Source organism: Streptomyces sp. NPDC096339, assembly GCF_044762985.1.
In the GTDB taxonomy this organism is placed as follows: domain Bacteria; phylum Actinomycetota; class Actinomycetes; order Streptomycetales; family Streptomycetaceae; genus Streptomyces.
This window is the reverse complement of the sequence record NZ_JBIWFI010000002.1, coordinates 416,611-440,231: the sequence shown is the minus strand read 5'-3', so window position 1 is coordinate 440,231 and position 23,621 is coordinate 416,611. Positions and strand designations below refer to the sequence as shown.

Below are 23,621 nucleotides of genomic sequence, written 5' to 3'. Positions count from 1 at the left end.
CAGTACGAGCAGTCCCCGTACGACCAGTCGAAGTACGAGCCGTCGAAGTACGAGCCCCAGCAGTACGAGCAGCAGCAGTACGAGCAGCCCGCCCCGCGCCAGGCCCCCGGCCGGCCCGCGCCGCCGCCCGCCCCGTCCGGCGGCTCCACCTCGGGCCCGTTGGAGCCGACCGCCCGGCTGAACCCCAAGTACCTCTTCGACACCTTCGTCATCGGCGCCTCCAACCGCTTCGCGCACGCCGCCGCGGTCGCCGTCGCCGAAGCTCCCGCGAAGGCGTACAACCCCCTCTTCATCTACGGGGAGTCGGGGCTCGGCAAGACGCACCTGCTGCACGCCATCGGGCACTACGCCCGGAGCCTCTACCCGGGCACCCGCGTGCGCTACGTGAGCTCGGAGGAGTTCACCAACGAGTTCATCAACTCCATCCGCGACGGCAAGGGCGACGCCTTCCGCAAGCGGTACCGCGAGATGGACATCCTGCTCGTCGACGACATCCAGTTCCTCGCGAGCAAGGAGTCGACGCAGGAGGAGTTCTTCCACACCTTCAATACGCTCCACAACGCCAACAAGCAGATCGTGCTCTCCTCCGACCGGCCGCCCAAGCAGCTCGTCACCCTCGAGGACCGGCTCCGCAACCGCTTCGAGTGGGGCTTGATCACCGACGTCCAGCCGCCCGAGCTGGAGACCCGTATCGCGATCCTGCGCAAGAAGGCCGTCCAGGAGCAGCTCAACGCCCCGCCGGAGGTACTGGAGTTCATCGCCTCCCGGATCTCGCGCAACATCCGTGAACTGGAGGGGGCGCTGATCCGGGTCACGGCCTTCGCCAGCCTGAACCGGCAGCCCGTCGACCTGGGTCTGACCGAGGACGTACTGAAGAACCTGATCCCGGGCGGCGAGGACAGCGCACCGGAGATCACCGCCACCGACATCATGGCGGCCACCGCGGACTACTTCGGGCTGACCGTGGACGACCTGTGCGGCTCCTCGCGCAGCCGGGTGCTGGTGACCGCCCGCCAGATCGCCATGTACCTGTGCCGGGAGCTCACCGACCTGTCGCTGCCGAAGATCGGGGCCCAGTTCGGCGGCCGCGACCACACCACCGTCATGCACGCGGACCGCAAGATCCGGGCTCTGATGGCCGAGCGGCGCTCCATCTACAACCAGGTCACCGAGCTCACCAACCGCATCAAGAACGCCTGAGCGGCCCCCCGGCCGAGCCCGAGAGGGGCTTCCTCAGGCTCGCCAAACCCATCGAGAGGGCGCTCCCGGACCACAACGGGGGCGCCCTTCTTCGTCCCTGCGCCCCCAGCCTGTTCGAATACGCCCCCTGGAAGCCAACTCATCCACAGATTCGGTGACTTTCTTCCGTCCACAGCCTGGGGACGCACTCCATCACCCACAATCTGTCCACAGGGGTGCTGGTTGAGGCCCCATCAGGGCAGGTCAGAACCCTGTGGAATTGTGCGCAAGCGTCATCCACAGGCTGTGGACAAGATTTTCATCCACAGGACTGTCCACCACGTTGTCCACCGTCGGCCCACAGGTTCGCGGATCCTGTGCACAGGATCCGATGTCTTCTCCACACCGTTGTCCACTGTTCGGCAACGCGCCACCCCCTCTCACTGCCCGGAGTGAAAGCCGTCACACGGATGTGGACGTTTGGCTTGTGGAGTACCGGGGGAAAGCTGGGGACACACCTGTGGAGTAGTCGGGGGTCCCTGGGGACAGCCTGTGCAGAAGTTTTCGTTCTCCACAGAGACACCGTGTTGTCCACCGGTGCCACCCACAGGCTGTGGGGATAAAAAACAGGTGGTGACCTGCGCGAACGAGGTTTTCCACCGTTTCCACAGGCCCTACTACTACCCCCATAGAGAGTTAGGCCGGTTTCGGTTTTCAAGCAGGTCCTGTGCACAACTCGGTGGGCAGGCCTCCCCGACACCTCGCTCCCGACTTGACCGCCGGCAGCAACGACTGTCGGCGCCGTACGTCAGACTGGTCCCCGGCATCGGTCGAGGCATCGACGGGCCGACGACGAAGGCCGGCAGACGAGCGAGCAACAGCAGGAGGCGGTTCCGGTGAAGATCCGGGTGGAGCGCGACGTACTCGCGGAGGCAGTGGCGTGGGCCGCACGCAGCCTCCCGGCCCGGCCGCCGGTGCCCGTTCTCGCGGGCCTGCTGCTGAAGGCCGAGGAGGGCACGCTGTCCCTCTCCGGCTTCGACTACGAGGTCTCGGCCCGGGTCTCCGTCGAGGCGGACGTGGAGGAGGACGGCACCGTCCTGGTCTCCGGCCGGCTGCTCGCCGACATCTGCCGCGCCCTCCCCAACCGGCCCGTGGAGATTTCCACAGACGGTGTACGGGCGACCGTGGTCTGCGGCTCCTCGCGATTCACACTCCACACCCTGCCTGTGGAGGAGTACCCGGCGCTGCCGCAGATGCCGACCGCGACCGGCACCGTGCCCGGTGAGGTCTTCGCCTCCGCCGCCGCCCAGGTCGCCATCGCCGCCGGCCGCGACGACACGCTGCCCGTGCTGACCGGTGTCCGCATCGAGATCGAGGGCGACCGCGTCACCCTGGCCTCGACCGACCGCTACCGCTTCGCGGTCCGCGAGTTCCTGTGGAAGCCGGAGAACCCGGACGCCTCCGCCGTGGCCCTGGTGCCCGCGAAGACGCTCCTCGACACCGCCAAGTCGCTGACCAGCGGTGACACGGTCACCCTGGCTCTCTCCGGCTCGGGCGCGGGCGAGGGCCTCATCGGTTTCGAGGGCGCGGGCCGCCGGACCACCACCCGTCTCCTCGAGGGCGACCTGCCGAAGTACCGCACGCTGTTCCCGACGGAGTTCAACTCCATCGCCGTGATCGAGACCGCCCCGTTCGTCGAGGCCGTCAAGCGCGTGGCCCTGGTCGCCGAGCGCAACACCCCGGTCCGCCTGAGCTTCGAGCAGGGCGTGCTGATCCTGGAAGCCGGTTCCAGCGACGACGCACAGGCTGTGGAGCGCGTCGACGCCAAGCTGGAGGGCGACGACATCTCGATCGCCTTCAACCCGACCTTCCTGCTGGACGGCCTGAGCGCGATCGACTCGCCGGCCGCGCAGCTGAGCTTCACCACGTCCACCAAGCCGGCGCTGCTCAGCGGCCGCCCGGCGGTCGACGCGGAGGCGGACGAGGCGTACAAGTACCTGATCATGCCGGTGCGTCTGTCCGGCTGACGCGCTCACGTCGGGCCCGGTCTCGCATGCCGCGGGGCCGGGCCCGACGGCGTCCACCCCCGTACGGGCCTCACGGACCCCACGGGCGGGCCGCGGCCTGACCTCGCACACAGCCCGCCGGAGCCGGTTCGTCCACCCGGGAGCGCCCATGGCGCCGGGCGGCACGCCCCGGCGTAGGCTCGGATCCGGTGGGCGGCCCGCGCGTTTTCGAGAACACGGCCGGGGAGCCCCGGCACAGACGGCCACAACGCTTAAGGAACCACCTGATGGAGCTTGGTCTCGTCGGTCTCGGCAAGATGGGCGGCAACATGCGCGAGCGCATCCGCCGCGCAGGCCACACCGTCATCGGATACGACCGCAACCCGGACCTCGCCGATGTCCACAGCCTGCGGGAACTTGTGGACAGCCTGCAGGCCCCCCGCGTCGTGTGGGTGATGGTCCCGGCAGGTGCGGCGACGCAGTCCACGATCGACGAGCTCGCGGAGCTGCTCTCGATCGGCGACATCGTGGTCGACGGCGGCAACTCCCGCTGGACCGACGACGAGAAGCACGCCAAGGAGCTGGCGGCCAAGGGCATCGGCTTCGTCGACTGCGGTGTCTCCGGCGGTGTCTGGGGCCTGGAGAACGGCTACGCGCTGATGTACGGCGGCGAGAAGGACCACGTCGCCCGGGTCCAGCCGGTCTTCGACGCCCTCAAGCCGGAGGGCGACTTCGGCGCCGTGCACGCCGGCAAGGTGGGTGCGGGCCACTTCGCGAAGATGGTCCACAACGGCATCGAGTACGCCATGATGCAGGCCTACGCCGAGGGCTGGGAGCTGCTGGAGAAGGTCGACTCGGTCACCGACGTCCGCGAGGTCTTCCGTTCGTGGCAGGAGGGCACGGTCATCCGCTCCTGGCTGCTGGACCTGGCGGTGAACGCCCTCGACGAGGACGAGCACCTGGAGCGGCTCAAGGGCTTCGCGCAGGACTCGGGTGAGGGACGCTGGACGGTGGAGGCGGCCATCGACAACGCCGTGCCGCTGCCCGCGATCACGGCCTCGCTGTTCGCGCGGTTCGCGTCGCGTCAGGACGATTCCCCGCAGATGAAGATGATCGCCGCGCTGCGCAATCAGTTCGGCGGCCACGCGGTCGAGAAGAAGTAGCTCCACCACAGCACCACAGAGCAGAGCAGCAGGAAGCCGGGGGAGGTCGGCGCCGTATGCATGTTTCGCATCTCTCGTTGGCCGACTTCCGCTCGTACGCCCGGGCCGAGGTTCCCCTCGACCCGGGCGTCACGGCTTTCGTGGGTCCCAACGGCCAGGGCAAGACGAACCTGGTCGAGGCGATCGGCTATCTGGCGACGCTGGGCAGCCACCGGGTCTCCTCGGACGCCCCGCTCGTGCGGATGGGGGCGGACCGGGCGATCGTCCGTGCCGCCGTCACCCAGGGCGAGCGGCAGCAGCTGGTGGAGCTGGAGCTGAATCCGGGGCGGGCGAACCGGGCCCGGATCAACCGGTCCTCGCAGGTCAGGCCGCGGGACGTGCTGGGGATCGTACGGACGGTGCTGTTCGCGCCGGAGGACCTGGCGCTGGTGAAGGGCGATCCGGGGGAGCGCCGCCGGTTCCTGGACGACCTCGTCACGGCGCGCTCGCCGCGGATGGCGGGTGTCCGTTCGGACTACGAGCGGGTGCTCAAGCAGCGCAACACGCTGCTGAAGTCGGCGGCGATGGCCCGTCGGCACGGGGGCCGCTCGATGGACCTGTCGACGCTCGACGTGTGGGACCAGCACCTGGCGCGGGCGGGCGCGGAGCTGCTCGCGCAGCGGCTGGATCTGATCGGGACGCTGCTGCCGCTGGCGGACAAGGCGTACGAGCAGCTGGCGCCCGGCGGCGGTCCGCTGGGGCTGGCGTACAAGTCCTCCGCGGGCGAGGCGGTGGACAGCGGCGCGGCGCGGACCCGTGAGGCGATGTACGAGGTGCTGCTGGCGGCGCTCGGCGAGGTGCGCAAGCAGGAGATCGAGCGCGGGGTGACCCTGGTGGGGCCGCACCGGGACGACCTCGTGCTGCGGCTGAAGGAGCTGCCGGCGAAGGGGTACGCGAGCCACGGGGAGTCGTGGTCGTACGCGCTGGCGCTGCGGCTGGCGTCCTACGAGCTGCTGCGCTCGGAGGGTGCGGAGCCGGTGCTGATCCTGGACGACGTGTTCGCGGAGCTGGACGCGCGGCGCCGGGAGCGGCTGGCGGAGCTGGTGGCCGGGGGCGAGCAGGTGCTGGTGACCGCGGCTGTGGACGATGACGTTCCGGGTGTGCTGGTGGGGGCGCGGTTCGGGGTGTCCAGCGGTGAGGTGACCCGGCTGTGAGCGGTACGAGCGGTTCCGGCGACGCGGGCGGCGAGCGGGGTCCGGAGCCCCGCCGGGCGGCGGAGCCCTCCGGGGTGGACCTGGCGCGGCAGGCGCTGGCGGCGGCGCGGGAGCAGGCGCGGGCCCGGGGGAACGCGGCGGGCGGCAAGAAGCGGCAGCAGGGTCCGGGGCTGCGTTCGGGGGCGCGTGCGGACGGCCGGGATCCGATGCCGTTGATGGCGGCGCTGGACCGGCTGCGCACGGAGCGCGGGTGGGAGATGCCGATGGCGGTGGCGGGCGTGATGGAGCGCTGGCCGGAGATCGTCGGTCCGGAGATCGCGGCGCACTGCGAACCGGAGCGGTACGAGGACCGTGAACTGGTCGTGCGGTGTGATTCCTCGGCGTGGGCGGCGCAGCTGAAGCTGCTGGCGCCGCAGCTGGTCGCGCGGCTGAACGCGGATCTGGGGCAGGGGACGGTGCGGGTGCTTCTCGTGCGGGGGCCTGGGGGGCGGCCGAAGCGGCACGGGCCGTGGCGGGCGCCAGGTTCCTCCGGTCCGGGGGACACGTACGGATAGCCCGGCTGCGCCGGGACCCGGGGCTCCGCCCCGGACCCCGCTCCTCAAACGCCGGCGAGGCTGGTTTTGTCCCCGGTCGGGGCTGTTTTCGTCCCCGGTCGGGTCCGGTTTCGTCCCGGCGGGGAGGCATGGGGCGGGTGGTGTCCCTCACGGTAGTGGGAGGTTGACAGGCCGAAGCGCTGGATGCCCGTGTGAGCCTCTTTGAGCCCCTTCCCGGATATGGGGAGTCGGAGAGTGGCGGTTCAGGGCGGCACATGAGGACTCAGGTACCGGCAAACCCCCATTCATGTCCGTGGTACCGGTAGACTGGAGGAGAATCCCGCCCGTTCGCGGGAATCACGCAGACAACGCAGATCGACGCGGCCGCTCCTCCGGCGCACACGCTGGTCCGGAGTACGGGCTGCGCTGTGCCAGAGAGGGCGCTTCGTGGCCGATTCCGGCGACTCCAACGAGAAGAATTACGACGCCAGTGCGATCCAGGTCCTCGAGGGCCTGGACGCGGTCCGCAAGCGGCCGGGTATGTACATCGGCTCGACGGGTGAGCGTGGTCTGCACCACCTCGTCTACGAGGTCGTCGACAACTCGGTCGACGAGGCGCTGGCCGGGCACGCGGACACCATCGACGTCACGATCCTCGCCGACGGCGGGGTGCGCGTGGTCGACAACGGTCGTGGTATCCCGGTCGGCATCGTCCCGTCCGAGGGCAAGCCGGCCGTCGAGGTCGTCCTGACGGTCCTGCACGCGGGCGGCAAGTTCGGCGGCGGCGGCTACGCCGTCTCCGGCGGTCTGCACGGTGTCGGTGTGTCCGTCGTGAACGCGCTGTCGACCAAGGTCGCGGTCGAGGTCAAGACGGACGGCCACCGCTGGACCCAGGACTACAAGCTGGGCGTGCCGACGGCCCCGCTGGCCAAGAACGAGGAGACCGACGAGCACGGCACGTCGGTGACGTTCTGGGCCGACGGCGAGATCTTCGAGACCACCGAGTACTCCTTCGAGACGCTGTCGCGGCGCTTCCAGGAGATGGCCTTCCTCAACAAGGGCCTGACCCTGACGCTGACCGACGAGCGCGAGTCGGCGAAGGCGACGGCGGGTGCCGACGACCCGGACGCGGACACGGCCGAGCCCCAGGCGCGGACGGTCAAGTACTACTACGAGGGCGGCATCGTCGACTTCGTGAAGTACCTGAACTCGCGCAAGGGCGATCTGATCCACCCGACGGTCATCGACGTCGAGGCCGAGGACAAGGAGCGGATGCTCTCGGTCGAGATCGCGATGCAGTGGAACTCGCAGTACACGGAGGGTGTCTACTCCTTCGCGAACACGATCCACACGCATGAGGGCGGTACGCACGAGGAGGGCTTCCGTGCGGCGCTGACGGGTCTGGTCAACCGCTACGCGCGTGACAAGAAGCTGCTGCGGGAGAAGGACGACAACCTCGCCGGCGAGGACATCCGCGAGGGTCTGACGGCGATCATCTCGGTGAAGCTGGGCGAGCCCCAGTTCGAGGGCCAGACGAAGACCAAGCTGGGCAACACGGAGGCGAAGACCTTCGTGCAGAAGGTCGTCCACGAGCACCTGAACGACTGGTTCGACCGCAACCCGGTCGAGGCGGCGGACATCATCCGCAAGTCGATCCAGGCGGCCACGGCGCGCGTCGCGGCCCGCAAGGCCCGTGACCTGACGCGCCGCAAGGGTCTGCTGGAGTCGGCGTCGCTGCCGGGCAAGCTGTCGGACTGCCAGTCGAACGACCCGACCAAGTGCGAGATCTTCATCGTCGAGGGTGACTCCGCCGGCGGCTCCGCGAAGTCCGGCCGCAACCCGATGTACCAGGCCATCCTGCCGATCCGCGGCAAGATCCTGAACGTCGAGAAGGCGCGTATCGACAAGATCCTCCAGAACACCGAGGTCCAGGCGCTGATCAGTGCCTTCGGCACCGGTGTGCACGAGGACTTCGACATCGAGAAGCTCCGCTATCACAAGATCATCCTGATGGCGGACGCCGACGTCGACGGCCAGCACATCAACACCCTGCTGCTGACCTTCCTGTTCCGCTTCATGCGGCCGCTGGTCGAGGCCGGTCACGTGTACCTGTCCCGCCCGCCGCTCTACAAGATCAAGTGGGGCCGTGACGACTTCGAGTACGCGTACTCGGACCGCGAGCGCGACGCCCTGGTGGAGCTCGGCAAGCAGAACGGCAAGCGGATCAAGGAAGACTCGATCCAGCGCTTCAAGGGTCTGGGCGAGATGAACGCCGAGGAGCTGCGCGTCACCACCATGGACGTGGACCACCGCGTGCTCGGCCAGGTCACGCTGGACGACGCGGCGCAGGCCGACGACCTGTTCTCGGTGCTGATGGGTGAGGACGTCGAGGCGCGACGGTCCTTCATCCAGCGCAACGCCAAGGACGTCCGCTTCCTCGACATCTGAGTCGGTCTCTGCTGACCGCCTGAAAGGATCTTTGACCAGCGATGGCCGACGAAAACACTCCCACCGCCGAGAACACCGAAGAGGAGCAGCCGCAGCTGCGGATCGAGCCCGTCGGGCTCGAGACGGAGATGCAGCGCTCCTACCTCGACTACGCGATGTCCGTCATCGTCTCGCGTGCGCTGCCCGACGTGCGGGACGGTCTCAAGCCCGTCCACCGCCGTGTGCTGTACGCGATGTACGACGGCGGTTACCGGCCCGAGAAGGGCTTCTACAAGTGCGCCCGTGTCGTCGGTGACGTCATGGGCACGTACCACCCGCACGGTGACTCCTCGATCTACGACGCGCTGGTCCGCCTGGCGCAGCCGTGGTCGATGCGGATGCCGCTGGTGGACTCCAACGGCAACTTCGGCTCTCCGGGCAACGACCCGGCGGCCGCGATGCGCTACACCGAGTGCAAGCTGATGCCGCTGGCCATGGAGATGCTCCGGGACATCGACGAGGAGACCGTCGACTTCCAGGACAACTACGACGGCCGCAACCAGGAGCCGACGGTCCTGCCGGCGCGCATCCCGAACCTGCTGGTGAACGGTTCCGCCGGTATCGCCGTGGGTATGGCGACGAACATCCCGCCGCACAACCTGCGCGAGGTCGCGGCCGGTGCCCAGTGGGCGCTGGAGCACCCGGACGCCTCGCACGAGGAGCTGCAGGACGCGCTCATCGAGCGGATCAAGGGCCCGGACTTCCCGACCGGCGCGCTGGTCGTGGGCCGCAAGGGCATCGAGGAGGCGTACCGGACGGGCCGCGGCTCCATCACGATGCGCGCGGTGGTCGCGGTCGAGGAGATCCAGAACCGCCAGTGCCTGGTGGTGACGGAGCTTCCGTACCAGACCAACCCCGACAACCTGGCGCAGAAGATCGCCGACCTGGTGAAGGACGGGAAGATCGGCGGCATCGCCGACGTCCGTGACGAGACCTCGTCGCGCACGGGTCAGCGCCTGGTGATCGTGCTCAAGCGCGATGCCGTGGCGAAGGTCGTGCTGAACAACCTGTACAAGCACACCGATCTGCAGACGAACTTCGGCGCGAACATGCTGGCGCTGGTGGACGGCGTGCCGCGCACGCTGTCGATCGACGCGTTCATCCGGCACTGGGTGCAGCACCAGATCGAGGTCATCGTCCGGCGTACGCGGTTCCGGCTGCGCAAGGCGGAGGAGCGCGCGCACATCCTGCGCGGTCTGCTGAAGGCGCTGGACGCGATCGACGAGGTCATCGCGTTGATCCGGCGCAGCAACACGGTCGAGATCGCGCGCGAGGGCCTGATGGGCCTGCTGGAGATCGACGAGATCCAGGCGAACGCGATCCTGGAGATGCAGCTGCGGCGTCTGGCGGCGCTGGAGCGGCAGAAGATCGTGGCGGAGCACGACGAGCTCCAGGCCAAGATCAACGAGTACAACGCGATCCTGGCCTCGGAGGAGCGCCAGCGTTCGATCGTGAGCGAGGAACTGGCGGCGATCGTCGAGAAGTTCGGCGACGACCGGCGGTCCAAGCTGGTGCCCTTCGACGGTGACATGTCCATCGAGGACCTGATCGCCGAAGAGGACATCGTCGTCACGATCACGCACGGCGGTTACGTCAAGCGCACCAAGACCGAGGACTACCGCTCGCAGAAGCGCGGCGGCAAGGGCGTGCGCGGCACGAAGCTGAAGCAGGACGACCTGGTCGACCACTTCTTCGTGTCGACGACGCACCACTGGCTGCTGTTCTTCACGAACAAGGGCCGCGTCTACCGGTCCAAGGCGTACGAGCTTCCGGACGCGGGCCGTGACGCGCGCGGGCAGCACGTGGCGAACCTGCTGGCCTTCCAGCCGGACGAGAAGATCGCGCAGATCCTCGCGATCCGCGACTACGAGGCGGCGCCGTACCTGATCCTGGCCACCAAGGGCGGCCTGGTGAAGAAGACGGCGCTCAAGGACTACGACTCGCCCCGTTCGGGTGGTGTGATCGCGATCAACCTCCGGGAGACGGAGGACGGCAGCGATGACGAGCTGATCGGCGCCGAGCTGGTGTCGGCCGAGGACGATCTGCTGCTGATCAGCAAGAAGGCGCAGTCGATCCGCTTCACGGCGACCGACGACGCGCTGCGGCCGATGGGTCGTGCGACTTCGGGCGTGAAGGGCATGAGTTTCCGCGAGGGTGACGAACTGCTCTCCATGAGCGTGGTCCGGCCCGGTACGTTCGTCTTCACCGCGACCGACGGCGGCTATGCCAAGCGGACGCCGGTCGACGAGTACCGCGTCCAGGGTCGCGGCGGTCTGGGTATCAAGGCCGCGAAGATCGTGGAGGACCGCGGGTCCCTCGTGGGCGCGCTCGTGGTGGACGAAAGCGACGAAATCCTCGCAATCACCCTCAGCGGTGGTGTGATTCGTACGCGCGTCAACGAAGTCAGGGAGACCGGCCGTGACACCATGGGCGTCCAGCTGATCAACCTGGGCAAGAAAGATGCCGTGGTGGGCATCGCTCGTAACGCCGAAGCGGGCCAAGAGGCCGACGAGGCGGACGAGACCGAGACCGACACTGGGACCGAGGTGGCCGAAGGACAGGCCGCCGAGGCCGCCGAGGGCACGCAGCCTTCGGTCGGGGAGCACGAGGAGTAAGTCGTGAGTGGAGCCACGGGCGCCGGACCGGCCAAGACTGGAGCGAACGGTGCCCGTGGCCCCGCCGCGGACTCCCAGGGGGGAACCGTGACGGACACCCGAGAACCGAAGCCGGCCGCCGGCGCGGGTCCGGCGCAGACGCCGTACCAGCCGCCGCAGGCGTACACGGCCCCCCAGGGCCCCGGCGCGCCGCGTGCCGGCGAGAGCCCCTCGGCGCAGCGCAAGCCGCGTCCTGGGGTCCGTACGGCCCCCAGGACGCGCAAGGCGCGGCTGCGGGTGGCCAAGGCCGACCCGTGGTCGGTGATGAAGGTCAGCTTCCTGCTGTCGATCGCGCTGGGCATCTGCACGATCGTGGCCGCGGTGGTGCTGTGGATGGTCATGGACGCGATGGGTGTCTTCTCGACCGTCGGCGGCACGATCAGCGAGGCGACCGGTTCGAACGAGAGCAACGGCTTCGACCTCCAGTCGTTCCTGTCGCTGCCGCGCGTTCTGGTCTTCACGTCGGTGATCGCGGTCATCGACGTGGTGCTGGCGACGGCGCTGGCGACGCTCGGCGCGTTCATCTACAACCTGTCGGCGGGCTTCGTCGGTGGTGTGGAGCTGACGCTCGCCGAGGACGAGTGACCTGCGCAGACGCTGCGTGAGAACCGATTTTGGAGCTACCGCGTCTGTGCGCTAATCTTCAGGAGTCAGCGCGCAGCGCGGGAGCGCAGCGAAGGCGGATGGGGCTATAGCTCAGTTGGTTAGAGCGCATCCCTGATAAGGATGAGGCCACAGGTTCAAATCCTGTTAGCCCCACAGTGTCGAAGACCCCCAGGCCCAAGGCCTGGGGGTCTTCGTCGTTGGGCCGGTTGGTGGGCCGACAGGTCACCGAACGGTATCGGTCCGTGTGTATTGTTGGGCGTCAGGAAGTCCCCTACGTCAACGAAAGACGAGGTCGCGCGGTGAAGAAGCTGCTCCTGGTCGCACTGGCCGCCATCGGCGGGCTCCTCGTGTACCGCCAGATCCAGGCGGACCGCGCCGAGCAGGACCTGTGGACGGAGGCAACCGACTCCGTGCCCTCTGGTTCCGGTGTGTGAGACCGAAGGCTGAACATGAAGCCCCGGCTGCCGCTGCGGCCGGGGCTTTGTGCTGTTCTGTGACGAAAACTTACGTTATGCAAAGATTTGGCTTGCGCTAGCAAACTCGGGGTGGGCGTGGTGGGTCGGGTGCGGACGACGACGGTGGCAGCGGCCCTTGGCCTGGTGATGGCGGCGGCTCTGCCGGGGGCGGCGCTCGCGGCCGCGGTGCCCAAGCCGCTGCCGGAGTACCGCCCCGCCGAGGGCGCGAAGCCCGTGCAGGGCAAGCCCTCCACGGCGGACGCCCCGCAGCTGGCGGCCGGGAACGTCTACGCGGACAAGCTCGCCCCGGGGGAGCGCGTCTACCGGCTCGTGCTCGAGCAGGACCAGTCGAACGTGTACGTCTCCGCCGTGGTGCGTCCCGCCGCCGGGGCCAAGGTCTCCTACGGCGACGGCATCGAGGTGGAGATCATGACCACCGCCGGGCGGTCCTGCCCGGGCTCCGGGGGCCGCGCCGGCTTCGGCTACGACCCGGTGCCGATCAGCGCGGTCGGCGTGCGGTGGGGCGCGGAGGACCTCGACTGCGCGCCGGGCGGCGTCTACTACGTCAAGGTCACCCGCACCTCGGCCAAGGGCTCCGACCCGGGTGAGTGGCCGCTGGAACTGCGCGTGCAGCGCGAGCCCGGCCGCGGCCCCGGCGGCCCCACGGCCGCGCCCAGCACCTGGCCCTCGGGGGCGGCGCCCCTGCCGGGCACCGAGGCGGTGGGGCGCAGCGGCGGCACCGGCTTCAACGACGCCCGGGCGCTGGGCACCGGGGTGTGGCGCGACGAGCTGCGGGTGGGGCAGACCCGCTGGTACCGGGTGCCGCTGGACTGGGGGCAGCAGCTCGGCCTGGGCGCGGAGCTGTCCGCGGCCACGATGACCAAGTCGTTCGGCTCGGCCTCGGGCGGGCTGGTCGTCTCGCTGTACAGCCCCTTCCGGGGGTTGGTCTCGGAGAAGGACACCTCCTACGACGGCAAGCAGGCCGGGGTCACCCTGGGGAAGACCCCGCCCGTGGCGTACGAGAACCGCTTCTCCAATGACAAGGACGTGCGGAACGCGTCGATCGCCGGCTGGTACTACGTCGCGGTCACCATGGGCGCGAAGGCCGCCGAGTTCACCGCGGACGGGACGACGGTGCCGCTGACCCTGCGCGTGGACCTCAGCGGCACCCCCGGAAAGGCGCCCTCGTACAAGGAGGGACCGGCCGCGGGCGGCTTCGGGGTCGGTGCGCAGGACCGGGAGGCCGCCAAGGCGGGGCTGACCGCCCCGGAGGCCGCGGACGCCGCCGACAACGCCTCGGTGATGCGGGTGGTGGCGGGGGCCGGCTTCGGTACGGGCACGGTGCTGCTGCTGGTGCTGGGCGGGTGGATGCTGCTCGGGCGGCGGGGCCGCGCGACTACATCTGCGTGAGGGCCCAGACGCCGGCCGCGAAGCAGAGCAGCGCGGCGGCGAGCAGGGCCGCCACGGCCTTCGGGGGCGGTGGGGCGATGGCGCCGCGCCGGGCCGGCCGGGCCGAGGGGGAGTGCGGAGCCGGTGGCGCGGGCGGCTGGAGGTGGAAGCTCCCCGTCTGGGCGGGGCTGTCGTACGCGGGTGCGGGACCGAACGAGGCGGCCTGCCCGGGGCCGGGCGCGTACGGCGTGCCGGCGGCCGGGTACGGGGTGGTGGGCGCCGCCGGGCCGTGCGGGTCGGCGGGCGCCGGGGCCACCGTGGCGGAGGCGGAGCCGCTCGCCGGGGCGGCGGCCGGGAGCGTGGCGGCGCTGCCGCGCGGATCGGTGCGGGCGGGTTCCACGGCCGCCGTCACGGGGCCGGAGGGGCCGGTCGGCGCCACGCCGACCGTGGGGGTGTCCGGGGTGACCGCGGTGGTGGACTGCGGGCCGTCGGGGCCGAAACCGGCCGGGAGCGGGCCGAGTTGGTCGAAGACCTCCACCGGATCCTCGTCCGGGGCGGACGGCGGGAGCAGCTCCACGGCCTCGGCAAGGGCCTTGCGCGCCCCCGTGGCCGTCTTGAACCGGCTCTGGGGGTCCGGTTGCAGCAGCGCGGCGAGGACCTCCCACAGCGGCGCCGGGACGCCTTCGGGTGCGCCGGGGGTGCCGTGGGCGAGGAAGTGCTCCACCAGGGCCTGGGAGTCGGGTTTGCGGCCCTGCAGCAGGTACAGGCCGACCAGTCCGGCGGCGAAGAGGTCGGCGGGGAAGTCGGGCTCCGCACCGACGAGTTGTTCGGGGGCGAAATAACCGGGCGTGCCGACCACGTAGTTGGTCTCGGTGAGCCTCGGCTCGCCCTTGCGCATGGAGATGCCGAAGTCGGACAGCCGCAGGTGCGGCCGCCCGGTTCCGGTGGCCTCCATCAGGATGTTGGCCGGTTTGATGTCGCGGTGCACGACACCCTCCGCGTGCACCGCCGCCAGACCCGACAGGAGCTGGTCGAGCAGTGCGCACACGAAGCGGGGCGGCAGGGGCCCGTAGTCCCCGATCACGTGGGCGAGGGAGCCGCCGCCGACCAGGTCCATCGTGAACAGGACCTTGTCGTCGTCGGCCGCCCAGCTGGCCGGGGCGAGGACGTGCGGGTGATCGATGCGCAGAGCCTGTTCCCGCACGAACCGCAGCAGGGTGTGGGCGTCGCTCTGCAGCAGGACCTTCGCGGCGACGTACCGGCGACGGCGGTGGTCCCAGGCCCGCCACACGGCACCCGCGCCACCGCGTCCGATCGGATCGATCAGCTCGTACCGGCCGGCGAAGATCTCACCCATCGCTGTGCCCGTCCCCCGTCACCCGTTGTCCTCTTGCGCGGCTGTCCAGCCGTCAGTTCTGGTGCGCCTCGTAGTGGGCGACCGCGTCGGCGGTACGGCCCGCTCCGTACACCCGGAGGAACTCTGCCAGTTCCGGATGGCTGGGGGCGAGGGAGTCCGCCGCGTCGATGATGTCGCCGGCCGCGGAGACCGAACGCAGCAGCGACTGGATCTCGCGCACGACCCGCTTGACGGTGGGGGCGCCCGAACTGGTCTGGGTCTGGCCGCTGTTGCTCAGGACGGAACCCCCCTGGGTCTTCTTGATCTCGTCCATCCGGTCGGTGGCCTCCACGGCGCTGACGCTTCCGTCGGCCACCTGGCCGGCGAGATCCTGGAGTGCCTGGACTCGCTGCACGACCGCGGGGTTGCCGATCTTGGCGCGCTGGCCGCTCATCAGCTGGGACAGCATGGGTGCCGACAGTCCGAGCACCGCAGCGAGACGCGCCTGGTTCAAGCCGAGGTCATCTATGAGCCGGCGGAAGAGCGCTCCGAGCGGCTCCCCGTACCAACTGCGCTGAAGCTCTCTGGCTCTGGCCGTGGCCTCTTGCTGAACAGCGTCCACTCTTACTACTCCCCTTCGCTGGTGCGAACCTCGCGAGCATCTTACGGAGAGTGGTCGCGGGGCGGGAGTCCCTATCATTTTGCGAGATGAGGGGGTACACCCGGTACTCTGTTCTGCGGAACGACCCCCTTTTTTCTGGGGACAGGTGCGTCCAGTTCCGAGGGGCCTTAGCTCAGTTGGTAGAGCGCTGCCTTTGCAAGGCAGATGTCAGGAGTTCGAATCTCCTAGGCTCCACAGCAAGAGACCTCCCCGACCTGCGGAAACGCGGTCGGGGAGGTCTTTTTCGGTTTGCCGTGCTTGCGTCACCGGGTCGGGAACAGCTCGATCCAGTAGCGGAGCTTGGGGCCGATCAGGGTCTCGCGGAGGTCCTCCAGGACCCCGCCGTTCGCCTCGATCGTGCGTACGGACGCGGTGTTGTCCGGGTCGCAGGTCAGCAGGACCCGGTCCAGGCCCAGCAGCCGTGCCTCGTACAGGACCTCGCCCAGCGCCCAGCCGGCCAGTCCCCGGCGGCGTGCGGAGGGCCGGATGCCGTAGCCGATGTGGCCGCCCGCGTCGAGGAGGAACGCGTTGAGGTAGTGCCGCAGATCGATGGCGCCCAGGTAGGTGTCGCCCTCGGCGATCCACCAGTACGTCGCGGGGACGCGGCCCGGCTCCAGGGGGGCCGTGCGGTCGGACTGGCCGCGCAGTTTCTCCACCCAGGCCGCGAACCCCTCGGCGCTCTCCACGTCGTCGTCGGAGCCGAGTCCGGCCCCGTCCATGTGGGCGTCCGGGCCCCATTCCTCCTGAGCGTCGAGCCAGGAGGAGTGCAGACGGGCGGTGGGGGTGAGGAGCTCGGGCATGCTCCGGACGATAACCCCGGCCGATGTTTCACGTGAAACGTCCTCCGGTCACCCCCGCCGTCTCCGGGCTAGCTCCGGGAGGTGCCGCCCGACCTGAGGAGGGTCGCGGCCAGGACTATCCCGGCCAGGAGCAGTGCGGCGCCGATGCCGAACGCCAGGTGGTAGCCGCCGGTGAGGGCCTCGGCCGCTGAACTTCCGCTCCCGGCCAGGGACTCGGTACGGGAGGCCGCCAGCGTGGACAGGACGGCCACGCCCAGCGCCATCCCGATCTGCTGGGTGGTGTTGAACAGCCCCGAGGCGAGACCGGCGTCGCGCTCGTCCGCGCCGGACATGCCCAGTGTGGTGAGGGCCGGCAGCGCCAGGCCGATGCCGGAGGCCAGCAGCATCACCGGCAGCAGGTCGGTGGCGTAGTCGGCGTGCACCGGCAGCCGGGTCAGCAGTCCCAGGGCCGCGACGAGCAGGCCCAGGCCGGCCAGCAGCACGTTGCGCTCGCCGAACCGGGCGTTCAGCCGGGCGGAGACACCGAGGGAGACCGCGCCGATCACCAGGGCGGCGGGAAGCATCGCCAAACCGGTGGCGGCGGCCCCGTAGCCCCGCACCTTCTGGAGGTAGAGGGCGACCAGGATCTGGAAGGAGAACAGGGCGGCCACCAGCAACATCTGCACCAGGTTCGCGCCCGTCACCGTGCGGGAACGGAAGATCCGCAGTGGCACCAGCGGGGTGCGGGCCTTGGCCTGGCGCAGCGTGAAGCCGGCCAGCAGGGCCAGGGAGAGCGCCCCGAGACCGAGGGTGTGCGCAGAGGTCCAGCCGTACTGCTCCACCTTCACCACGGTGTAGATGCCGAGCATCAGTCCACCGGTGATCAGGAGCGCGCCCAGTACGTCGGCACCCGCACCCAGACCGGAGCCCCGGCCGGCGGGCAGGGCCGGCAGCGCCAGCAGCAGGGCGGCCAGCCCTATGGGCAGGTTGATGAAGAAGATCCAGTGCCAGTCGAGGGCCTCGGTCAGCACCCCGCCGAGCACCTGGCCCAGCGAGGCGCCGGCCGCGCCGGTGAAGGAGAACACGGCGATCGCCCTGGCCCGCTCCCGGGCTTCGGTGAACAGGGTGATCAGGATGCCGAGGCTGACGGCGGAAGCCATCGCACTGCCGACCCCCTGGAGGAAGCGGGCGGCTATCAGCACGGCGGAGGAGCCGGCGAAACCGGCGAGCACCGAGGCACCGGTGAAGACGGCGGTCCCGGCCAGGAACAGCTGCTTGCGGCCGATCAGGTCCCCGAGCCGTCCGGCGAGCAGCAGCAGGCTTCCGAAGGCGATCAGGTAGGCGTTCACGACCCAGCTGAGGCCCGCGGGGGAGAAGCCCAGGTCGTTCTGGATGGCGGGCATGGCCACGGTGACGATGCTGCCGTCGAGGACGGTCATGAGCATGGCCGTCGAGAGCACGGCCAGGGCGGTCCAGCGGGAGCGCAGCCCGTGCGGGCCGGCCGGGGACGTGGTGGGTGCGGCATGGGGGTCGGAGGTGAGCGCGGCAGGCATCGGACTCTCCAGTCATCGGGTGGCAGTGGCCGCGGTTGCGGGCGCGGCAGCTGGTGTGACCGTACCAGATAGTTTTGTTGCAGACTATTTTCTTCGGATCGAATCGCTACAGTGGATGCATGACTGCCATGGCACCCACCCGGACCGAGCCGGACCTCTCCTTCCTCCTGGACCACGCCGGCCACGTTCTGCGCACCCGGATGGCGGCCGCCCTCGACGAGATCGGTCTGACCGCGCGCATGCACTGCGTCCTCGTCCACGCCCTGGAGGAGGAGCGCACCCAGATCCAGCTCGCCGAGATCGGCGACATGGACAAGACGACGATGGTCGTCACCGTGGACGCGCTGGAGAAGGCCGGACTTGCCGAACGCCGCCCCTCCGCCAAGGACCGGCGGGCCCGCATCATCGCCGTCACCGAGAAGGGCGCGGCCGTCGCGGTCCAGAGCCGGCGCATCGTGGACCGGGTCCATGCCGACGCCCTCGCCGGCCTCGCCGAATCCGACCGCACCACCCTCCTGCGCGTCCTCGGCCTGCTCGTCGAGGGAGACCTCGCCACCCCCTCCGAGAGCCCCCGCCCGGCCCGCCGCGCCCGCCAGTGACACAGGTCCCCCGAACGGCCCAGTCACACGGCCGCCCGCCGCCCCGTGACGGACAGTGGGGGAAGGCACCGAGCCGAGGGGGGCAACACCCACGCCGGAGGCGTACAGAAATGGGACTCTTCGACTTCCTGAAGTCCGACAAGAAGAAGCACGACGAGGCCGCCGACAAGGCGAAGGAGCAGGGCGAGCAGCGGACGGTGAGCCAGGCGGCCGACGCGGCCTCGGCCACCCGGGCCGCTGCCGAGCGCATGGCCGCCGCCGCGCCCCCCAAGCCCGCTCCTCCCAAGCCCGCGCCCCCCAAGCCCGCGGCCCCGACCCCGGGGTCGGCCGCGCACAAGGCCGTGCCCGTCGCCCCCAAGCCCGCTCCCATGCCGCAGCACCCCACCACCGCCGGCGCCGTACCGGGGGCCCCGCACACCCCGACCCCGATGTCCGCCGCGCACAAGGCCGTCCCCGCGGCGCCGGCGGCCAAGCCGATGCCCGCGGCCAAGAAGCGCATGTACACCGTCAAGACCGGCGACTCGCTCCCCGAGATCGCCCGCCGCGAGCTGGGCAACGAGGCCCGCTGGCGCGAGCTCTACGCCATGAACCGGGGCGTCATCGGCGCCAACCCCGATCTCATCCGCCCGGGCCAGGTCCTCAACCTCCCCGGCTGACGGCCGGTCGCCGCGTGCACGGGCGAGGGGCCCGGATCCATGGGGATCCGGGCCCCTCGCCCGTGAGACCTGCTCGTCAGATCTCCCTGTCGTCGAAGGACGACCCCGCCTCGCGCTGCTTCTCCGCCAGCTCGTCGTCGAAGCTCGCCGGCTCCGCGTCGCTCGCCGACAGCTCCGTCGCCGCCGGCGGTTCGACGAGCCAGTCCGGGTTCGCCTGCTGGTCCCACCACCTCCACGCCGCGTACGCGCCGACCGCGACCACACCGGCGATCACGAAGCCCTTGACCCACTTGCCCGCACACGCCCGCCGCTCATGGCGCCGCACCAGCTTCTGCACCTCCTTGGCCGACACCTGGCCGCGCATCGCCGCCCAGGTCGCCACGGAACGCGAAGCCGCCTCCTCGGCCATCGGGGTGGCCGCCGCGATCGCGCTCTCGATGCGCGGCTGCGTGTATTCGGCGGCCTGCCGCGCCGCCAGCCGCGTCTGCTCCACCGCCTTCGTCGCCGCCCGGTCCACGTTCGGCGGCACGTGCGTGCGGGCGGCCCGCAGCCGGGGCTGCACGTGGCACTCGTACGTCGACCGCGCCTGCCGCGCGGCGCCGTGGGCGGCGTGCGACACCTTCGGTGCCAGGAGATCGTTCGCGTCGTGCGCGTACTGCACCGCCGCGTCCCTGGCGGATCCGGCATACGGCGCCACTGCTTCCGCCGCGTACTTCACGGCTTCCCTGGCGTGCTCGGCGGCCAGGTGCATGTCCTTGCGGGTCACTGGAACCTCCTCCTCGGCGGTGGACACAGCTCACCTTTCCACCCTTTACCGGATCATGCCTGGCATAAGGCCTCCCGGCATGCGCGACAGGGCATACGGGTGGAGGATTTCTGTGCCGTACAGCCCTCCGTGCGACCATCTGGACCGACAGTGATGACTATGGAAGGCAGATCCGTGGCCGAGAAGCTCTACGCCACCCTGAAGACCAGCCAAGGCGACATCGAGATCGAGCTGCTGCCGAATTTCGCCCCGAAGACCGTCCGCAACTTCGTGGAACTCGCCACCGGCGAGCGGGAGTGGACCCGTCCCACGGACGGCCAGAAGACCACGGACCCGCTCTACGACGGCACCGTCTTCCACCGCGTCATCAGCGGCTTCATGATCCAGGGCGGCGACCCGCTGGGGAACGGCACCGGCGGCCCCGGCTACCAGTTCGCCGACGAGTTCCACCCCGACCTGGCCTTCACCAAGCCCTACCTGCTCGCCATGGCCAACGCCGGGCCGGGCACCAACGGCTCGCAGTTCTTCATCACCGTCGCGCCCACCGCCTGGCTCACCCGCAAGCACACCATCTTCGGCGAGGTCACCGACCCGGCGAGCCGGCAGGTCGTGCACGCCATCGCGTCCAGCGCCACCAACCCGCGCACCGAGCGGCCGGTGGAGGACGTGGTCATCAAGTCCGTCGTCATCGAGAAGCGCTGACCCACCGACCCGGGGGAACCGATGGACACCGACCGTCTGCCGCGCTGCTACCGCCACCCGGACCGCGACACGGGGATCAGCTGCACCCGCTGCGAGCGTCCCATCTGCCCCGAGTGCATGATCAGCGCCTCGGTCGGCTTCCAGTGCCCCGAATGCGTCCGTGAGGGCTCCGGCACCGGGCACCGCCCCGCCGCGAACGCGCCGCGCAACCTCGCGGGCGGGGTGGTCGCCGCCGACCCCCAGCTGGTCACCAAGATCCTGATCGGGATCAACGTCGCGGTGTTCTTCGTGGCGCTGATCGCCCCGGCCGTCGTCATCCAGCTGGAGCTGCTCGGCCGGTACCGCGAGTTCCCCGGCGCCCCCGTCGAGGGGATCTCCACCGGCCAGTACCACCGGCTGCTGACCTCGGTGTTCCTGCACGTCGAGTGGTGGCACCTGGTCGGGAACATGATCGGGCTGTGGTTCATCGGCGGCCCGCTGGAGGCGGCGCTGGGCCGGGCCCGCTATCTCGCCGTCTACCTGCTCTCGGGCCTGGGCGGCAGCGCGCTCGTCTACCTGCTGACCCCGTCGAACACCCCGACCCTCGGCGCGTCCGGCGCCGTCTTCGGCCTGCTCGGCGCGACCGTCGTCCTGGCGCGCCGGCTGCGCTACGAGATGCGGCCGGTGATCGTGATGGTCGTGCTGATGCTGGTACTGACCTTCGTGCCGTTCGGCGGGGCCCTCTCCATCTCCTGGCAGGCCCATGTGGGTGGCCTGATCACAGGAGCGGTGCTGGGTCTGGCCATGCTGTGGCCCGCCGCCGGCAGGAATCGCGCACTGGTCCAATGGGGCACCTGCGCGTTGGTATTCGTGCTGGCGGCGGCGGTGATCCTGCTCCGTACGGCAGAACTCACCTGATCACACCGGCGTCAACCCTCCACAGAGTTATCCACAGATCTTCTGTCTTTTCCTCAGGTGTGGATGACGCTGTGGATAACTCATGGGGAGAGCTTCCGTCGGAGACGGATCGGTGCTACTTCCACTGCGTGGAGACGCCGAATCCCGCCGCGATAAATCCGAATCCGACTACAATGTTCCAATTGCCCAGCGATTCGATGGGCAGCCGGGTCTCGGTCACGTAGAAGACGACGATCCACGCGAGTCCGATGAGGAAGAGCGCCAGCATGACCGGAGCGACCCAGCTGCGGTTCGTCAGCCGGATGCTCTGCGGCTGCCGGGTCGGCGGCGGGGTGTAGTCGTCCTTCTTGCGGATACGTGACTTCGGCACGAGGGGCTCTCCTGTCGATGGGCTGGGGACCTTGCCTGCCCCGGGCGTCCGTTAGCGTAGTGGACCTGTGGCGTTGAAGGAGAAGGGTACGTTGAGCAATTCCGACGACTCCTCCGCGGGTCCCCGGCGCCGGGCCGGAGCGGTCCGGCTGCTGACGGCCGCCGTCTTCGCCCTGGCCGGCCTGCTCTTCGTGACCAGTTTCAACACCTCCAAGGGTACGAACATCCGGACCGACGCCTCGATGCTGAAGCTGTCCGACCTGATCCACGAGCGCAGCCAGGACAACGCCGAACTGGAGCAGAGCCTCGAACCCGTCCGCAACCGGGTGGACGCCCTCGCCGACCGTGACGACGGCAGCACCAAGGCGGAGGACGCCAAGCTCACCGCCCTGCGCGCGGCCTCCGGCACCGAGGAGCTGTCCGGCAAGGGCCTGACGGTCACCCTCAACGACGCCCCGCCGAACGCCACCGCCCGCATCCCCAACGTGCCCGAGCCGCAGCCCAACGACCTGGTGATCCACCAGCAGGACCTCCAGGCCGTGGTGAACGCCCTGTGGCAGGGCGGCGCCCAGGGCATCCAGGTCATGGACCAGCGGCTGATCTCCACCAGCGCGGTGCGCTGCGTGGGCAACACCCTGATCCTCCAGGGCCGGGTCTACTCCCCTCCCTACAAGGTGTCGGCGGTCGGCGACCCGGGCGCGTTGCGCAAGGCCCTGGCGGCCTCGCCGGCCCTGCAGAACTACCAGCTGTACGTGAACGCGTACGGGCTCGGCTGGAAAGTGGACGAGCACAAGGCGCTGACACTTCCGGGTTACTCCGGCACAGTGGACCTCCACTATGCGAAGCCGGTCGGCCCCTCCTCCGAGACGAGTCAGCCCTGACGTCGTACTGCGCCTGGCGGTACGGACGTTCAGCGAGGTGTGCCTGACCGCGGGCACCCTGATCGTGCTGTTCGTGGCCTACGTGCTGCTCTGGACCGGGGTCAAGGCCGACCGGGCCATGGACGGGGAGATGTCCGCCCTGCGCGACCGCTGGGCGGCGGCCCCGGCGGCCGCCCCGCAGCCCGCCCCGTCGGCCGCTCCCGTGCCCGCCCCGTCCGCGACCCCGCGGCAGTCGGCACCGCCCGTCGCCGCCGAGCCGCCCGGCTACCCGGCGGGCAAGGCCTTCGCCGAGATGTACATCCCCCGCTTCGGCCGCGACTGGAACAAGCCCGTCCTGGAGGGCACCGACCCGGACGTGCTGAAGAAGGGCCTCGGCCACTACTCCGGCACCGCCCGCCTCGGCGCCACCGGGAACTTCTCCGTGGCCGGCCACCGCCGCACCTACGGCGACCCCTTCAAGGACTTCCCCGAGCTGCGCCCGGGCGACGAGGTGATCCTCAAGGACGCCTCCGCCTGGTACACGTACACCGTGCGCGGCGGCCCCCTGCGCACCCTGCCGACCGATGTCGCCGTGGTCGACCCGGTCCCGGGGAAATCACCGTTCACCACACCGGGCCGCTATCTGACCCTCACCACCTGCGACCCGGAATGGGGCCACAGCCACCGCCTCGTCGTCTGGGCGGAACTGACCGGAACGCGCCCCGCCGGAGAGGGGAAGCCGGAGGGTTTGACCGGCTGACCCACCCGGCCGGGCCGC

21 protein-coding genes, 2 tRNA genes and 1 pseudogene are annotated in these 23,621 nt (G+C 70.0%); 18 read left to right on the top strand and 6 right to left on the bottom strand.

The features are described from left to right. Window positions 1-78: 78 nt before the first annotated feature. The 11 genes and pseudogenes from dnaA to ACIQ5Y_RS05340 all read left to right on the top strand — a co-directional run. Window positions 79-1,200: pseudogene (gene dnaA / locus ACIQ5Y_RS05390) on the top strand (chromosomal replication initiator protein DnaA); the annotation flags it as partial. Window positions 1,201-2,075: 875 nt separating this feature from the next. Then, complete coding sequence (gene dnaN / locus ACIQ5Y_RS05385; RefSeq protein ID WP_030153167.1) at window positions 2,076-3,206, top strand: DNA polymerase III subunit beta; 1,131 nt, start codon at window positions 2,076-2,078, stop codon at window positions 3,204-3,206. Between the two features lie 266 nt (window positions 3,207-3,472). Then, window positions 3,473-4,348, top strand: coding sequence for a phosphogluconate dehydrogenase (NAD(+)-dependent, decarboxylating) (gene gnd / locus ACIQ5Y_RS05380; protein ID WP_384747871.1), 876 nt, complete (start codon window positions 3,473-3,475; stop codon window positions 4,346-4,348). 56 nt (window positions 4,349-4,404) lie between these two features. Further along, window positions 4,405-5,541 carry a DNA replication/repair protein RecF gene (gene recF / locus ACIQ5Y_RS05375; protein WP_403875172.1) on the top strand — a complete coding sequence of 379 codons (1,137 nt, stop codon included), beginning with the start codon at window positions 4,405-4,407 and terminating at the stop codon, window positions 5,539-5,541. Further along, the gene (locus tag ACIQ5Y_RS05370; RefSeq protein WP_403875170.1) at window positions 5,538-6,095 is read left to right on the top strand and encodes a DUF721 domain-containing protein; all 558 of its coding nucleotides are present in this window, start codon (window positions 5,538-5,540) and stop codon (window positions 6,093-6,095) included. Before recF ends, ACIQ5Y_RS05370 begins: the two co-directional genes overlap by 4 nt. Window positions 6,096-6,500: 405 nt before the next feature. Further along, on the top strand, window positions 6,501-8,522 hold the full coding sequence (gene gyrB, locus ACIQ5Y_RS05365; protein WP_403875698.1) for a DNA topoisomerase (ATP-hydrolyzing) subunit B: 2,022 nt from the start codon (window positions 6,501-6,503) through the stop codon (window positions 8,520-8,522). A 41-nt stretch (window positions 8,523-8,563) separates the two neighbouring features. Beyond that, the gene (gene gyrA / locus ACIQ5Y_RS05360) at window positions 8,564-11,176 is read left to right on the top strand and encodes a DNA gyrase subunit A (protein ID WP_403875168.1); all 2,613 of its coding nucleotides are present in this window, start codon (window positions 8,564-8,566) and stop codon (window positions 11,174-11,176) included. Between the two features lie 3 nt (window positions 11,177-11,179). Next, entirely contained in the window at window positions 11,180-11,800 is a 621-nt protein-coding gene (locus ACIQ5Y_RS05355) for a DUF3566 domain-containing protein (protein WP_403875166.1), read from the top strand. Between the two features lie 100 nt (window positions 11,801-11,900). Then, window positions 11,901-11,974: transfer RNA gene (locus tag ACIQ5Y_RS05350), tRNA-Ile, on the top strand. Window positions 11,975-12,120: 146 nt separating this feature from the next. Beyond that, complete coding sequence (locus tag ACIQ5Y_RS05345; protein WP_208809277.1) at window positions 12,121-12,255, top strand: DLW-39 family protein; 135 nt, start codon at window positions 12,121-12,123, stop codon at window positions 12,253-12,255. A gap of 129 nt (window positions 12,256-12,384) precedes the next feature. Beyond that, on the top strand, window positions 12,385-13,686 hold the full coding sequence (locus tag ACIQ5Y_RS05340) for a hypothetical protein (RefSeq protein WP_403875164.1): 1,302 nt from the start codon (window positions 12,385-12,387) through the stop codon (window positions 13,684-13,686). Here the strand turns inward: ACIQ5Y_RS05340 and ACIQ5Y_RS05335 are convergent. Next, a complete protein-coding gene (locus ACIQ5Y_RS05335; RefSeq protein ID WP_403875163.1) occupies window positions 13,673-15,022 on the bottom strand; it encodes a protein kinase in 1,350 nt (449 codons plus the stop codon). The two genes, ACIQ5Y_RS05340 and ACIQ5Y_RS05335, sit on opposite strands and share 14 nt — an antisense overlap. Window positions 15,023-15,074: 52 nt before the next feature. Then, window positions 15,075-15,623, bottom strand: a complete 549-nt coding sequence (locus ACIQ5Y_RS05330) for a helix-turn-helix domain-containing protein (RefSeq protein ID WP_403875161.1) — start codon at window positions 15,621-15,623, stop codon at window positions 15,075-15,077. Between the two features lie 161 nt (window positions 15,624-15,784). Here ACIQ5Y_RS05330 and ACIQ5Y_RS05325 point away from each other — a divergent pair. After that, window positions 15,785-15,857: transfer RNA gene (locus ACIQ5Y_RS05325), tRNA-Ala, on the top strand. 68 nt (window positions 15,858-15,925) lie between these two features. Here ACIQ5Y_RS05325 and ACIQ5Y_RS05320 read toward each other — a convergent pair. Both ACIQ5Y_RS05320 and ACIQ5Y_RS05315 read right to left on the bottom strand, forming a co-directional pair. Continuing rightward, on the bottom strand, window positions 15,926-16,462 hold the full coding sequence (locus ACIQ5Y_RS05320; RefSeq protein WP_403875159.1) for a GNAT family N-acetyltransferase: 537 nt from the start codon (window positions 16,460-16,462) through the stop codon (window positions 15,926-15,928). A gap of 68 nt (window positions 16,463-16,530) precedes the next feature. Next, window positions 16,531-17,994 (bottom strand): DHA2 family efflux MFS transporter permease subunit, encoded by a 1,464-nt coding sequence (locus ACIQ5Y_RS05315; RefSeq protein ID WP_403875157.1) that lies wholly within the window; start codon window positions 17,992-17,994, stop codon window positions 16,531-16,533. A gap of 119 nt (window positions 17,995-18,113) precedes the next feature. On the opposite strand from ACIQ5Y_RS05315, the gene ACIQ5Y_RS05310 reads away from it, so the two are divergent. Both ACIQ5Y_RS05310 and ACIQ5Y_RS05305 read left to right on the top strand, forming a co-directional pair. Next, on the top strand, window positions 18,114-18,593 hold the full coding sequence (locus ACIQ5Y_RS05310; RefSeq protein ID WP_403875155.1) for a MarR family winged helix-turn-helix transcriptional regulator: 480 nt from the start codon (window positions 18,114-18,116) through the stop codon (window positions 18,591-18,593). A 110-nt stretch (window positions 18,594-18,703) separates the two neighbouring features. Continuing rightward, window positions 18,704-19,249 (top strand): LysM peptidoglycan-binding domain-containing protein, encoded by a 546-nt coding sequence (locus ACIQ5Y_RS05305; RefSeq protein WP_403875153.1) that lies wholly within the window; start codon window positions 18,704-18,706, stop codon window positions 19,247-19,249. A 76-nt stretch (window positions 19,250-19,325) separates the two neighbouring features. Here the strand turns inward: ACIQ5Y_RS05305 and ACIQ5Y_RS05300 are convergent, their stop codons facing one another. Next, window positions 19,326-20,015: a DUF5324 family protein gene (locus ACIQ5Y_RS05300; RefSeq protein WP_403875695.1), complete on the bottom strand. Its 690-nt coding sequence runs from the start codon at window positions 20,013-20,015 to the stop codon at window positions 19,326-19,328. Between the two features lie 174 nt (window positions 20,016-20,189). Between ACIQ5Y_RS05300 and ACIQ5Y_RS05295 the strand changes: the two genes are divergently transcribed. Further along, complete coding sequence (locus tag ACIQ5Y_RS05295) at window positions 20,190-20,717, top strand: peptidylprolyl isomerase (protein ID WP_376657449.1); 528 nt, start codon at window positions 20,190-20,192, stop codon at window positions 20,715-20,717. Window positions 20,718-20,738: 21 nt separating this feature from the next. Next, window positions 20,739-21,614, top strand: a complete 876-nt coding sequence (locus ACIQ5Y_RS05290; protein WP_403875151.1) for a rhomboid family intramembrane serine protease — start codon at window positions 20,739-20,741, stop codon at window positions 21,612-21,614. A gap of 115 nt (window positions 21,615-21,729) precedes the next feature. Here ACIQ5Y_RS05290 and crgA read toward each other — a convergent pair whose 3' ends face one another. Then, window positions 21,730-21,984, bottom strand: a complete 255-nt coding sequence (gene crgA, locus ACIQ5Y_RS05285; protein WP_329382439.1) for a cell division protein CrgA — start codon at window positions 21,982-21,984, stop codon at window positions 21,730-21,732. A gap of 91 nt (window positions 21,985-22,075) precedes the next feature. Between crgA and ACIQ5Y_RS05280 the strand changes: the two genes are divergently transcribed. Continuing rightward, entirely contained in the window at window positions 22,076-22,864 is a 789-nt protein-coding gene (locus ACIQ5Y_RS05280) for a DUF881 domain-containing protein (RefSeq protein ID WP_403875149.1), read from the top strand. Further along, complete coding sequence (locus ACIQ5Y_RS05275) at window positions 22,821-23,603, top strand: class E sortase (RefSeq protein ID WP_403875147.1); 783 nt, start codon at window positions 22,821-22,823, stop codon at window positions 23,601-23,603. The genes ACIQ5Y_RS05280 and ACIQ5Y_RS05275 overlap by 44 nt, the downstream gene beginning before the upstream one ends. Window positions 23,604-23,621: the final 18 nt, after the last annotated feature.

Coding starts and splice junctions, on each gene's coding strand:
- gnd (WP_384747871.1), top strand. CDS start 3,473: ATGGAGCTTGGTCTCGTCGGTCTCGGCAAGATGGGCGGCAACATGCGC.
- recF (WP_403875172.1), top strand. CDS start 4,405: ATGCATGTTTCGCATCTCTCGTTGGCCGACTTCCGCTCGTACGCCCGG.
- gyrA (WP_403875168.1), top strand. CDS start 8,564: ATGGCCGACGAAAACACTCCCACCGCCGAGAACACCGAAGAGGAGCAG.
- ACIQ5Y_RS05335 (WP_403875163.1), bottom strand. CDS start 15,022: ATGGGTGAGATCTTCGCCGGCCGGTACGAGCTGATCGATCCGATCGGA.
- ACIQ5Y_RS05320 (WP_403875159.1), bottom strand. CDS start 16,462: ATGCCCGAGCTCCTCACCCCCACCGCCCGTCTGCACTCCTCCTGGCTC.
- ACIQ5Y_RS05315 (WP_403875157.1), bottom strand. CDS start 17,994: ATGCCTGCCGCGCTCACCTCCGACCCCCATGCCGCACCCACCACGTCC.
- ACIQ5Y_RS05310 (WP_403875155.1), top strand. CDS start 18,114: ATGACTGCCATGGCACCCACCCGGACCGAGCCGGACCTCTCCTTCCTC.
- ACIQ5Y_RS05305 (WP_403875153.1), top strand. CDS start 18,704: ATGGGACTCTTCGACTTCCTGAAGTCCGACAAGAAGAAGCACGACGAG.
- ACIQ5Y_RS05290 (WP_403875151.1), top strand. CDS start 20,739: ATGGACACCGACCGTCTGCCGCGCTGCTACCGCCACCCGGACCGCGAC.
- ACIQ5Y_RS05275 (WP_403875147.1), top strand. CDS start 22,821: ATGCGAAGCCGGTCGGCCCCTCCTCCGAGACGAGTCAGCCCTGACGTC.